The organism is Fibrobacter intestinalis (genome assembly GCF_900167415.1).
Lineage (GTDB): Bacteria > Fibrobacterota > Fibrobacteria > Fibrobacterales > Fibrobacteraceae > Hallerella > Hallerella intestinalis.
Genome location: NZ_FUWU01000030.1, coordinates 24790 through 38392 on the forward strand (window position 1 = coordinate 24790; position 13603 = coordinate 38392).

General features: G+C 45.1%; 10 protein-coding genes and 1 pseudogene. 8 read left to right on the forward strand and 3 right to left on the reverse strand.

The genetic code is table 11. From position 1 onward, the window contains the following. The first annotated feature begins 327 nt into the window (after positions 1 to 327). From B5D40_RS09060 to B5D40_RS09075, 4 genes are all read left to right on the forward strand, one after another. A complete protein-coding gene (locus B5D40_RS09060) occupies positions 328 to 1626 on the forward strand; it encodes an O-acetylhomoserine aminocarboxypropyltransferase/cysteine synthase family protein (RefSeq protein WP_078776657.1) in 1299 nt (432 codons plus the stop codon). Between the two features lie 35 nt (positions 1627 to 1661). After that, the gene (gene cysK / locus B5D40_RS09065; protein ID WP_078776658.1) at positions 1662 to 2585 is read left to right on the forward strand and encodes a cysteine synthase A; all 924 of its coding nucleotides are present in this window, start codon (positions 1662 to 1664) and stop codon (positions 2583 to 2585) included. A gap of 249 nt (positions 2586 to 2834) precedes the next feature. Then, on the forward strand, positions 2835 to 3674 hold the full coding sequence (locus B5D40_RS09070) for a pyridoxamine kinase (protein WP_078776659.1): 840 nt from the start codon (positions 2835 to 2837) through the stop codon (positions 3672 to 3674). Between the two features lie 228 nt (positions 3675 to 3902). Further along, a complete protein-coding gene (locus B5D40_RS09075) occupies positions 3903 to 6194 on the forward strand; it encodes an NADP-dependent malic enzyme (protein WP_078776667.1) in 2292 nt (763 codons plus the stop codon). A 122-nt stretch (positions 6195 to 6316) separates the two neighbouring features. Here the strand turns inward: B5D40_RS09075 and B5D40_RS15305 are convergent, their stop codons facing one another. Next, positions 6317 to 6751 (reverse strand): hypothetical protein, encoded by a 435-nt coding sequence (locus B5D40_RS15305; protein ID WP_143394508.1) that lies wholly within the window; start codon positions 6749 to 6751, stop codon positions 6317 to 6319. 1035 nt (positions 6752 to 7786) lie between these two features. Between B5D40_RS15305 and B5D40_RS09090 the strand changes: the two genes are divergently transcribed. Genes B5D40_RS09090 through B5D40_RS09105 form a run of 4 tightly spaced genes read left to right on the forward strand, consistent with a single transcriptional unit; the run spans position 7787 to position 10567 of the window. Continuing rightward, entirely contained in the window at positions 7787 to 8374 is a 588-nt protein-coding gene (locus tag B5D40_RS09090) for a S41 family peptidase (protein WP_078776661.1), read from the forward strand. Positions 8375 to 8393: 19 nt separating this feature from the next. Next, the gene (locus tag B5D40_RS09095) at positions 8394 to 9236 is read left to right on the forward strand and encodes a hypothetical protein (protein WP_078776662.1); all 843 of its coding nucleotides are present in this window, start codon (positions 8394 to 8396) and stop codon (positions 9234 to 9236) included. 8 nt (positions 9237 to 9244) lie between these two features. Continuing rightward, positions 9245 to 10099 (forward strand): DUF6345 domain-containing protein, encoded by an 855-nt coding sequence (locus B5D40_RS09100; protein WP_078776663.1) that lies wholly within the window; start codon positions 9245 to 9247, stop codon positions 10097 to 10099. Between the two features lie 12 nt (positions 10100 to 10111). Further along, positions 10112 to 10567, forward strand: coding sequence for a hypothetical protein (locus B5D40_RS09105; protein WP_143394507.1), 456 nt, complete (start codon positions 10112 to 10114; stop codon positions 10565 to 10567). Positions 10568 to 10640: 73 nt separating this feature from the next. Here B5D40_RS09105 and B5D40_RS16505 read toward each other — a convergent pair. Next, positions 10641 to 11813 (reverse strand): annotated as a pseudogene (locus B5D40_RS16505) (HNH endonuclease family protein). Beyond that, a complete protein-coding gene (locus B5D40_RS09115; protein WP_078776668.1) occupies positions 11810 to 12895 on the reverse strand; it encodes an adenine-specific methyltransferase EcoRI family protein in 1086 nt (361 codons plus the stop codon). The pseudogene B5D40_RS16505 and the gene B5D40_RS09115 overlap by 4 nt, the downstream one beginning before the upstream one ends. Positions 12896 to 13603: the final 708 nt, after the last annotated feature.

The following is a 13603-nucleotide window of genomic DNA, read 5'->3' on the forward strand; positions in this document are numbered from 1 at the left end:
ATCAATCACTGATCACGCTTCGACTAGTTCGACAAACGGCTGCTGTGCTTCGACAACCGGTCCCTGAGTTTATCGAAGAGTGGTCCTTGAGCCTGTCGAAGGGCACTCGCCGCTAGCCACTAATCTCTAACCAAGCAAATCGGATGGAATTCTGTATATAAGTTCCGTTTATTTTTTTCACGTATTATAGTTTTTTACTATAACTAAACATCAAAAGATAGTATTGGACAATTACAAAAATCTCTGCTAAATTATTGCCAGAAAGAACAGGATTTTCTCTCAAAGAAGATTCTTTCACAAGAACCAACTATTTCAAAGAGGTTTATCATGACAAATCAAAATTCCAACAAGAAGTATCGTTTTGAAACTCTCCAGCTCCATGTCGGGCAAGAGCAAGCCGACCCGGCGACAGACAGCCGCGCAGTCCCTATTTACGCAACAACGTCTTACGTTTTTCACAATGCGCAACACGCCGCAGACCGTTTCGGTCTTCGCGATGCCGGCAATATCTACGGACGACTAACCAATTCCACACAAGAGGTTTTTGAAAAAAGAATCGCTGCATTGGAAGGCGGAAGTGCCGCTCTAGCTGTTGCAAGCGGAGCCGCAGCCATCACATACGCTATCGAAGCACTCGCCCAATCCGGCGACCATGTCGTCGCCCAAAAGACAATCTACGGCGGGACTTACAATCTGCTCAAGCACACCTTAAAGCCCTTCGGCCTTGAAACGACTTTTGTAGATACGCACAACTTAACCGAAGTGAAATCCGCCATTCGCCCGAACTCCAAAATTCTTTATATCGAAACCCTCGGGAACCCCAACGCAGACGTTTCCGATATAGATTCCCTGATTGAGATTGCGCACAAGCACGGTTTGGCGGTTATCGTCGACAATACGTTCGGAACTCCCTATCTCTTCCGCCCGATTGAACACGGCGCAGATGTCGTCGTCCATTCGGCGACCAAATTTATCGGCGGGCACGGCACGACTTTGGGAGGAGTCATTGTCGAATCGGGGAAAACCAACTGGAAATCCGGAAAATTCCCCGCACTGGGGGAACCGAACGCCAGCTACCACGGCATCCGTTTTGCAGAAGCCGTCCCCAACGCCGCTCTTGTCACTTACATTCGGGCGATTCTTTTGCGGGATCAGGGAGCAACGATATCCCCGTTCGCCGCCTGGGCACTCATCCAAGGGACAGAGACTCTTTCCCTGCGCATTGAACGCCATGTGGAAAATACAAACAAAGTGGTGGAGTTTTTGTCGAAACATCCGAAAGTTGCCTCGGTAAACCACCCCAGTCTGCCCACGCATCCCGACCACAAAAATTTCGTCAAATACTTCCCCAAGGGCGGAGCATCCATTTTCACCTTTGAAATCAAAGGAGGGAAAGAAGCCGCTTGGAAATTCATCGACAGTCTGCAAATTTTCAGTTTGCTCGCCAACGTAGCCGATGTCAAGAGCCTGGTTATCCATCCTGCGACCACAACCCATTCCGAGCTTTCCGAAGAGGAACTGGCCGAGCAGCATATTACCCCAAGTACTGTTCGGCTTTCCATTGGCACCGAAAACATCGAAGACATTCTGGAAGACCTTGCACAAGCATTCAACGCAGTGAAATAAAATCACTTCACAATTACTTCAACAGGAGAAAAAAAATGAAAGTCGAAAAGATCACCGATTTAATTGGCAACACGCCGCTGGTCCGCATCAACAAGCTGAACGACAGCGAAGCCGTCGTCTATGCCAAAGTGGAGTCCTTCAACCCGCTTTCCAGCGTCAAGGACCGCGTTGCCTTGAACATGGTCGAATCCGCCGAGAAGGAAGGGAAGCTCCGGAAAGGCTCCGTGATCATCGAGCCGACCAGCGGAAACACAGGCGTGGGCCTCGCCTACGTCGCCGCCGTCAAGGGCTACCGCGTCATCTTGACCATGCCCGAGACCATGAGCATCGAACGCCGAAAGCTCCTTGCCGCACTGGGCGCGGAACTTGTACTCACCGACGGCAAGGCGGGCATAAAGGGAGCCATCGAGAAGGCGAACGAAATCGCCGCCCAGACCCCGGACTCGTTCATCCCGCAGCAATTTGAAAACCCCGCCAACCCGGAAGCGCACATCCAGACAACGGGCCCGGAAATTTGGAAGGACACCGAGGGCAAAGTCGATATCTTCGTCTCTGCCGCGGGCACGGGCGGAACCGTCACCGGCGTGGGCACTTTCCTCAAGAGCAAAAACCCGAACGTGCATATTGTCGCCGTCGAGCCGGAAACTTCTGCGGTGCTTTCCGGGAAGCCGGCCGGTCCGCACAAGATCCAGGGAATCGGAGCGGGATTCGTTCCCAAAACCTACAATCCCGAAGTCGTCGATGAAATCTACCTGACGAACGACGTGAAAGCCGGGAATATCGCCCGCCGTGCGGCCAAAGAAGAAGGGCTCTTGGTGGGCATCTCGTCCGGAGCCGCTTTGGAAGCCGCCCTCACGATAGCCAAGCGTCCCGAGAACAAGGGCAAGACGATTGTAGCACTTCTCCCGGACACCGGCGAACGCTACCTTTCCACTTGGCTTTTTGAATCTCAAGAATAAAGACTTAAAGCGTCTCATCATTGGCGATTTCTAAAAAGCCATTTTCAAAATTTTGCTTGCGAATCGGTCGTTGAACTTGTCAAAATTTCCTCGCTATGGCAGTTCTCACCGATCGCAAAGCAATGCGCAAAATTATCAACTGTCGGAACTCGATTCGTGACAGCCCGGCCCCATTTTTCAATTCAAATCCATTTTTACAGGCGGTCATTTTTTATATTTCGCTTTGATCCATAACGATGGAGATTCAAAATGGTTTACGATTATAAACGCGTCCTGACGATTCAGGATATTTCATGCGTCGGACAATGCTCGCTGACCGTAGCTTTGCCCATTATTTCTGCTTGCGGCATCGAAACAGCGGTTTTACCTTCGGCCGTACTTTCCACACATACAGGCGGATTCAGCGGTTATACTTTTCGAGATTTGACGGACGATCTTCCCAAAATTCTGGAACATTGGAAAAAAGAAAATCTTCGTTTTGACGCCTTTTATACGGGATATTTAGGAAGCGCAAAACAAATCGAATATGTACGAGATATTTTGCATTCCGTGCGCAAAGAAGGAAGCGTAAACATCGTGGACCCGGCCATGGCCGACAACGGAAAACTGTATCCGGGATTTGACGCGGCATTCGTCGAAGCGATGAAGCCTTTAATTGCCGACGCGGACTTTGTGCTACCCAACATTACCGAAGCGGCACTTCTCACAGGAATCGATTACCGCGAGTCCTATAACGAAGAATATGTGAAAGCACTTTCCGAAGGCCTTGTGCAGCTCGGAGCCAAAACCGTCGTCCTTACCGGAGTCGGTTACAATCCGCAAACCACGGGCGTTTCCGTTTATGAAAACGGACAAATTTCCTATTACCCGCACCGCAAAATCGCAGGCGGCTGCCACGGCACGGGAGATGTCTATGCCTCTGCTTTTGTCGGCGCATTTCTCCGTGGAAATTCCGCATTCCTGTCGGCAAAAATCGCCGCAAACTACACGGTCGCTTGCATTGAAAATACTATTGGCGATAAATCGCACTGGTATGGCGTCAAATTTGAAACCGCTTTGCCGGAACTTGTCCGCCAGCTCAATCCGTAACCGGCTATTTTCAAAAGCGCATGGATTCCGTGCGCTTTTCTTTTAAATTCTTTTGTATTTAAAACGGAGAAATTTCGACCTTTGAGGCCTTTATTTCCTACTGGCCTCTTTTCGCTCCCAGCTTCGCTCAGACTCGCTTGATTTTTTCTTTACCGAAGAATTTTCAGAACTGGCCTTTACTATATTTTGCGACAAAAAAGAACATTTTCGCAAGAAAAGGATTCCATTATGTCTAATTTGAATGAAGAAGCACTCGCTTACCACGCCAACGGCAAACCCGGAAAGATTGAAGTCGTTCCGACAAAGCCGCACAGCACCCAGACCGATTTGGGACTCGCTTACACTCCCGGCGTCGCTGTTCCTTGCCTTGAAATTGAAAAAGACAACAACAAAGCATACGATTACACCACAAAAGGCAATCTCGTCGCCGTCATTTCCAACGGTACCGCGGTTCTAGGCCTTGGAGACATCGGTGCCGTTGCGGGCAAGCCCGTCATGGAAGGAAAAGGACTGCTTTTCAAAATCTATGCCGGTGTGGACGTGTTCGACATCGAAGTCAATGAAAAAGACCCGAAGAAATTTATCGAAATCGTCAAAGGCATCGCCCCGACTTTTGGCGGCATCAATCTGGAAGACATCAAAGCTCCGGAATGTTTTGAAATTGAAGACGGATTAAAAGCCGCCTTGGACATTCCCGTGATGCACGACGACCAGCACGGAACGGCAATCATCAGCAGCGCGGCCCTTGTCAACGCTCTCGACATTGCCGGAAAGGACATCGATAAAATCAAGCTCGTCGTAAACGGCGCGGGTGCAGCCGCCATCGCCTGTACCAAGCTTTACCTCTCGCTGGGAGTGAAAAAAGAAAACGTCGTCATGGTGGACAGCAAAGGCGTCATCAGCAAATCCCGCAAGAACCTGACGCCGCAAAAGGAATTTTTCGCCACCGACCGCAAAGACGTTTCAACCCTTGCCGAAGCGATGAAAGGCGCAGACGTTTTCCTCGGCCTTTCCAAGCCGGATATTTTGACCACCGAAATGATCCAGTCGATGGCAAAGAATCCCATCGTATTCGCTTTGGCGAATCCTGTCCCCGAAGTTTCTTACGAAGTCGCCATGAAATCCCGCGAAGACATCATCTTTGCCACGGGCCGCAGCGACTATCCGAACCAGGTGAACAACGTCATCGGCTTCCCGTATATTTTCCGCGGGGCCTTGGACGTGCGCGCCAGCGCCATCAACGAGCACATGAAACACGCCGCCGTACGCGCCATCGCCGACCTCGCCCGCAAACCCGTTCCCGAAGTCGTGAACATCGCCTACAATTCCGAACGGTTCAGCTTTGGCCGCAACTACATCATCCCCAAGCCGATGGATCCGCGGCTGCTCACGGACGTTTCGATTGCCGTCGCCAAAGCCGCTATCGAAAGCGGAGTCGCCCGCAAAACCATTACCGACTGGGATGCCTACGCCGACAGTCTGCGCGACATGATGGGCTACGACAACAAGCTCATTCGCGGATTTGAAAACATGGCTCGCAGCAATCCGAAACGCGTCGTGTTCGCTGAAGGCGCAAGCGTCAATATGATCCGCGCGGCCATCCAAGCCAAAGCCGAAGGCATTGCTTTCCCGATTCTGCTGGGTAACCCGGAACGCATCCGCGAAAACGCCGAAAAGGAAAAACTGGACATTTCCGGAATTGACATCGTGAACCCGCGTTCCGCTGACGAAGCCGAACGTCGCCTGCAATTTGCCAGAATCTACGCCAATGAAAACGGTCGAAATGGGGTCACCATCGAAAAAGCTCGCGACGACATGTTTGAACGCAATCATTTCGGCATGATGATGGTCAAGGTCGGCGATGCGGACGCCCTGATTTCCGGATCCAACTCCCGCTATTCCACGACCATTGAACTGGCCAAGGAATTGATAGGAATCCGCGACGACTACAAACATTTTGGCGCGCTCCACATTTTGAGCACCAAAAAGGGAACGTTCTTCCTTGCCGATACGCTGGTGAACCGCGACCCCGACACAGAAACCCTCGTGGATATTACGAAGCTCACCCACGACGCCGTTCGCTTCTTTGCGCACGAACCCGTGATGGCTTTGCTCAGCTACGAAAACTTCGGTGCGGACAAAGGCACCAACGGTTCCGCCAGTTCCGTTCGGGATGCCGTGAAAATCCTCCACGAAAAATATCCGAATTACGCCGTCGATGGAGAAATGCAGGCAAGTGTCGCGTTGAACAAGGAGCTTCGCGACAACAAGTATCCGTTCAACACGCTGAAAGGCAAGGACGTGAACACTCTCATTTTCCCGTGCCTTTCTTCGGCAAACATCACTTGCAAAATGCTCTTGGAAATGGGAGTCGGCGAATCCATTGGGCCCGTTCAGATGGGACTCAAGAAACCGGTGCACTTTACCGATGCCGACGCCTCTGTCCACGACATTTTCAATTTGACCGTCGCAGCCGTTATCGATGCGATTGTGCAAGAAAAGAAGGACGCCGCAAAATAATTTTGCAATTTCTCCTTGGAAAAGAACCGTCCGCTAGGGCGGTTCTTTTTTATTGGCGAAGGTCAAAACATTTTCCCAACAACTATCATTTAGAAACAACAATCGCACCGGGCCAAGCCTGATTAATAAAAAGGTCGCGTATAACACCGTTTATCCAAATCATCCTCATAAGCAGATATGCCAAAGCCCCCATAGCACCCAATTTTAGAAAACAAATAACTGCAATGAGGTGCCCCTATTATTTGCGACGGGTACTCATAACAGCCTCCCCACAAATCAAAAGCTTCCGGAAGGTTATACCCCTTTGTTGTATCTTGAGCGAACATGATGGTATAATGGTATCGCGTTCTAAATAAGATATTCAGCTCTACGACAGTTTCTTTATTATTTGAATAGATATGTAAAGCCAATTTCGATGAATCAAGATTGGCTTTGTATTTTTCATTGACGTAACACTCAAACATTTTCCATATAGGGAAATCATCCGACAGAATGCACTTTTGAATATCATTTTTTTCATAAGCCAATCGATAACGACTACTATCCTCTATAGGCATTCTACAGGTTACATTATAACAGAACACCCCCTTTTTGCGAATGTTGCAAGTCTAAGGTGTATCTAAAGCAGCAGATTCCCGACAAATTCGTTCGCCGTTCAAATAAAACCGTACGCTATCGACATCTGCTGAAGATACAAATTGAAAGCTGACGAAACGAAAACAATCTTCTTCATACAAACCGCATTCCCAAAACAAAATTCCAATAACAAGCAGTAAAAAACATGGACTTCTTCTCATGGCAGCATTCTCCTAAAATCTACAACATAATTTAGATTTGAAGTCACCAACTCTGCAAATATTGCGCCTTGCACGGGAACAAATGGCACCCATGTAATCTTCGTATTCTGATGAACCACAATACTCTTTGCGTATATCGCGCCATAAAAATTCTTTCCAGATTTCCGACAACAACTTCCTTTCAAAACAGTCTGATTTGTTTGAGAGCTTTGTTCATCCAGTGTATAAACAGAAATTGCGTTTGACAAACTTACCAACGCAAGAAGAATAAAGGCAAAACATTTTTTATTCACGAATCGCATTCCCTGTGATTAAAATAAAAAATACGCAAAATAAATACAAAAAATCTAATAGAAAATCGCAAACAGCATACATAATATCATGCACGATACTCCTCAAAGGTTATCAAAAATCGTGAATCGCCATAAGAATAGGTGTCAGCCGTTACTTTCCCGAACGAAAACAAACCACTGCATTCCTTCAAAAGAAGGAAAACTTTTTCAGTATTCCTGCAGATTTTTGGGGCGGTCGGGAGATCGCCCTCTTGCGTAAAGAGGAGGTTCATAAAAAGTAAAAAACATATTTCCACTAAATTGAATGAACTAGTGCCTTTACTTTGTATTCAAGCCTAAACATCTCTATTCCTTTCAGACAGAAAGGAATCCGAATTGCCAGCACAGTTAACAAATTACACGATCACTTTGTAAACAAAATTTTGCCACAAATTTCACATATTTTACACACCTTTATTTTATATTTAAAACATCTTTTTTTTACAAACCAGAAGGAGATTTAATGAAAAAGATTTTCTTGACTGCACTTACACTTTGTGCAACGACGCTTTTTGCTGACGAATCGTTCGGCGGAATTGGTCTTGTTGTACAAGACGAAAATATCGGGTTGGGGATTGAAACAATCATTCCCAACACGCCCGCAGCAAAATCCAAACTAAAATCGGGCGATTTAATCATCGCTGCAGATGGTAAAAGTTTTGAAAATTTGTCGTTCGAGCAATCCGTTTCGTTATTTCGCGACGTAAACAACAAGCCGATTGTTCTCACTTACATCAGAGATAACGACACACTTCAAGCAACACTTCGTAGAACAATGATTACAACAAAACAAGTATCTTCATTTGACGCTAGTATTGAAGAAATCAACGGAAAAAAATACATTTCCACTTTTGAACTCGGCGAAGACAATTACACAGCCGTTTTTCTTGATAACGCATCGGCATCTTCCCAAAAAGACGATTTTAACCACAAAGGCAAACTTAGCGGACTCCGCCTGTTGCAAATTCAAGACAATGTTATCAGCTACGAGAACAGGGCTAGTGGAAAAACATTTTCCATCGACTTGAACGGCAAATTTCGTAACAAATGAGTAAAGTGGAAATTTTTCAATGAAAAAAATATATTTTTTAGTTCTAGGAGCATTATTTTCATACACCCACGCACAGTTGATAGTGAGTGAAAAAATTTATCAGCAGATGGATGCACGAGAAAATCCGCGCGTCCTTCTGAAAAGCCAGAAAGCGACCGTAGATCGGGACTCATACATCTACACAATTGCAGGCACAAGAGATTTCAAATCCGGGAAGAATTTCCAGGCTAAAAAACTTGATGATTTTCACCGCTTTACCATAAGCAAGAAAAACAAGAAAAAACGTCCGCTCGCATCCGAGACAGAAATGCGTACACGCGCCATGGAAGACATCAAAGCGATACTTCCCAAGGATGTGGCAGATTCCTGCGCTATAACATCTGTTGGCTATGAATATGAACAACGAGACTCCAACAAGCCAAGAGTTGTCGGAAGCATGATTATGGCACACAGAAAACTTGATGGCATTCCAGTAAGAGGTAGTTCCTATGTGCTAATGAGTTACGATTCCACTGGAAACTTGTCTTATATGGACATTCAATGGGACAAATACAACAAAGTTCTAGCGAAAAGCACTGTGGGAGAAACTAAAAGAAATAAAATTCACCGAGAAGAATTTAACGAACTCGTTGAAACAATTTCTCACGATTTCAAAGAAAATGAACTTAGAGGAAGTCTAGACAACTCTACACAGACATTAACAGCGCTTGAAAACGATAACGGAGAAGTGATGCTGGTTCCAAGCGTCACCTTTATCGGCCAATATTCTACAAAAGATAGCGATGAGAGCATCCCGATGACATTCGATATACCAACAGACGCTTCACTAGTTCCAGCAAACAAGGCTATAGTTAGCAGATAGGAGATTTTATGAAAAATTCTGTACTACCCCTTATCCTTTTTACATTTTGCTTTGCAAATGCTACTGACGTAAACGTTCCCTCTAAGTTTTCTATTGCGACATTTGCTATTAGCGAATATGAAGACAACTGGCAAAACAACTCTTCACAATCAAAAGAAACGGCTGATGCCTTGGTCAATTCATTCAAAAAAAATATAAAAGACAATTATCCTAAAACTTCATTCATTTCAAAACAATATTATAACGAATCTGTAACCAAGCAGCATTTCTCATCTACAGATAATTTCAACTTTGTTTTCTATAAAGGGCATGGATCGCCAAATACTATCACAATGTGGCCAAAAAACGAATACGTTCGAAATAAAGATAAGCGCTTTGGCGGTCAAACTTATTGGGTTTTGATTAGATCCTGTTTAGTTTTCAAAAATGGCGCTTCAAATCAAGATCCATGGTTTAATGGAGTTCATTCCATTCTTGGCTATAGTTCATTATCGTGGAATTATAAAAAATACAAGCACTATTATCGTTGCGGTTTTCTAAATATAGGGCAGTGTTCTTATTCTAGAGCATCTTACTATGTTGAACGTGATTTTGCGACCAATTGGATTAAAGAGAAAAAGGGAATATGGGAATCTTATAAAAATGCAGTATATAAGTGGATTGCAAAAGAACAAGGTAAAGGTGTTGAGCCAAAAATCGTCTATCGTTACGGCTATGTCGATGGAATTTTTTTTGACCCATGGGAAGAAAAATTCGAAAACTCTATTCAAAAGCCAGTTTTTAAAAATGCTGGTGAATATAAGGGTATCGGATCTAGATGGAGTACGATGGGAACGCCTTGTTACAGCACACCTTGCAAATAAGGACGGTTTATTGTGAAAACATTTTTTTCATTTCTTTTAACAACAAGCCTTATTTTATTTACCGCCTGTTCTGAAGACACAAATAATTCCGGCATCGAGGAGCAATTCCATTACGACGTAACGCTTTCTTATGACGAAACAACTTTATTGATAGATTCCATCTCGGATTGCCTCAATGATTCCGCAATACTTGAACGGATATACAAATACGATACTATCTTTATTGAGTCGCAGATAAAGAAAGAAATTATGATCTTTCCCTCCCAAATCCATAGTTCTAGGAGTAATATCAAATCCATTGGTGTTCACTCATTTGGGGATACCCTGAAACTAGAGTTGATTGAAAAAGAAAAAACTCCTAATTTCGATTTATATTGCCCCGTCTGGATTTACGCCACATTGAACGATACTCTAAATGGTAATTACATCAAGACTTTTGTAGGCGTATATCCATTAGGAAGGAAATAACCCCCACAACCTAATATTTCAAAAGGTCCTCAGTTTTATTACAACTGAGGGCCTTTTTTCAAGGGTCTAAAAATTACCTATTCCCTTTGGCCCGGTTATGGGACTTGCAGAGCATTTCGCAGTTGGCGCGGGCGGTGACTCCGCCCTTGCTCCAAGCCGTCACATGGTCGGCATCCATCTCGGAGAATTTCCAGATTTTTTTCTTGTTTGCATTTTCGGACATGGCGCAGTAGGGACAATTTGAAATTCCTTTTTCTTGCGCCTCGTTCGTCTGCTTTTGATAAGCCGCCTTTTTGGTCCGATCATCAAAAACACGAATGTGCAATAGGGATTTGTTCTCTTCGCCGCCGAGAACATACTCAAAGACGCCTTTGCGATTGGTAACAAAATCATCGGCAAGGAGAGCGGATACCCGTTCCCAAACTTTATCCCCATTGTAGCCGTTCCCATGAAAATTCTCGTAAAGCCTTCCCCATTCCAATCCTCGCATTTCAGAAGTCGTTTCCTTGAAGGTGGCGTCAATCCAATCCATAACTGCATCAAAATACGTTTTGATTTCATTTACATCTGCATCATTGCGGTGCAAACTCATATATTGTTCTACGCTTTGAAAATGACGGGCAGAAACCCATTCCAAGGCGGTATGTAAAAAATCTTGGCGATTGGCGTTTCCCGAAACATAATCAGACCAGACACTGATTTTAGGACTGTTCGAATTGGAAAATTGTTCTTTCGCTTTGGTCACAAAGGGACCCGAATAAATGGCATTCAAAAGTTCCTGTTCATTCAATGGAATGCCCGCGATATTGATCGTCTTGAACCATTCCTTGATTTCCGTTTCTTCGCCTTCGCAAATATAAACCAGCTATTTCGTGTCATTTATCTTTTTTTGAATTTCTTCATTAAGCCCAAAGAAATACTGCTCCATTCCGTTTCCATCTTTGATGGCAAACTTGCCTGTAACAAATCGACCGATGGAAGTGATGCGTTGTTGCCCGTCAAGGATTTCCAGCTTTCCGTCCCAGCGGCGGTTGAAATAAATCAGTCCAAGGGGATAGCCTTTGAGAATGGACTCGATAACCGCCACGTCTTTTTTGCCGTCGGCATAGATGTAATTGCGTTGATATTCCGGTTGGATGACGAGATTGCCGTTCAGCCCATACAAGCCCTTGTTTTCCAAAGCGTTGTAGATAAAGCCTTTGCAGATTTGTTCAACGGTAAAATCGGTTCGAAGCTCGGTTTTCATTTTGAGATTTCTCCGTTTAGTTTTTTGATAGCAATCCTCGGATAAAGTTCTTTTCCATTTAAAATTGGTTTGGCCAAATCAAATTCAGAATCGCAGCCGTGATTAAATTCCCCAACAATTTGAAATTGTTCTGGACAGTATTTGTCAAGAAAAGTTATCGGCACGCCCATCACGCCTTCGTAATCGCAGGGAATCGCATCGGTAAAAGGGACTTCCAATGCGTCGTAATTATCGTATTTCCGATATCCGACATCCTTTACTTCTTTGTGCTTGGAATGTTTGACGTTTTGGGCCATCGTGTTGAGTTCCAGCGGCTGGAGGCGTTTTCCATGTTCCAGATTCGTAAGCCACAAGCAGTTGTTTGTCGAAACGATGCGGTTTCCGTTTACATCAATGCGCGCTTCGGTTCCATAAAGTTCATAACCTTCCGGCACAATAAATCCCGAAATCCACCGGCCCATGCCGCTCCCCAGCCAAACGCAGTTGTTCATTATCTGCGGAAATACTTCTTTATACTTGATGGCATTGATGTTGCCGATGACAAGGAACTTTTTCCGGCTTTCCATAAGCCACAGAAAAAATTCCGTGAAAAGCGAAAACGGCGGGTTCGTAATAATGATATCGGCTTCATTTCGAAAACGCCGAACTTCCGCGCTTCTAAAATCCCCATCCCCCTCCATATAGTTCCATTTTAAATCGTCGATGCCAATTTTTCCATCGGCATTTTCGTCTTTTGCCAGCGTGAAAATTTTTCCTTTGATTTTTGTTTTGTCCATATTGAACAAAGGATTTTCCGTTTCGAACAAAGTTGACTGCCAATCCCAATCTACGTTTTTACTTTCGATGGCGAAGCTGGTGCTGACGAGTTTCTTGAGTCCGAAATTTTCGAAGTTCTGGGCAAAAAATTTTGTGAAATTGCTCCACTCCGGATCGTCGCAAGGCAAAAGGATGGTTTTATCGCGGAACACATCGGGGTTGTATTCCAAATAGGCGTTCACCTCTTTTTGGATGTCTGCATACTGGGTATAGAATTCGTCGTTCTTGTTCTTTTTGGCCTTGTGCAAAAATTCGGCGTTGGGCATTGCGCATCTCCGTTTGGAGCCCGCCCCCATTCTACACATTCCGCCAACAAAAAAGGCGTGAAGTTGTATGTACCTGCCGTTTCGAGGCTCTCGACTGCCTACCAGAAACAAGTACAAAACAACTCACGCCCCAAATACGGGCGACCGCACGTTGCTATATGGCAATAATGCACGACGAAAGGCAACGCCGCTGTCGAAACACGCCCAAACGTACTATACGGGTATAGCGAGCCCAGGCATATCTGCGTGAGCGTCTGTCCCATTCTCTCTGGTACGAAATTGTCGAGATTTCGAAACGAGAACGAGAGCAAAAGCTCATATAAAATGTCCGCCAAAATATACGTTTTTGGAAAAATTTTTAGCCCGCGTTCCGACAAAAATCATTCGGAATCGAGGGAAATGGCAGCCTTGAGCAAAATCTGGCGTTAGGGATTGCCGTCGCTTGCGATTCGGAGAATGCCGCGCATTCTCTGAACGGAAAATCCGGCGGTGAATGCAATGAACGGAAAGCCGGATTTATACCGCAAAAGCCCGTTAAAACGCCCAGATATTTTTTAGAAATTATATAGTCGTCCCTTAAATTCTAATCTATCCTGCATAACTATTGGGAAAAACTGATTTCTACCCTGTGAAAATATTGCAAGGTTTTCTAAAATATGACTGAAAACCTTGCATTTTTTTCATGTACAGACCGCCAAAATCCCACGC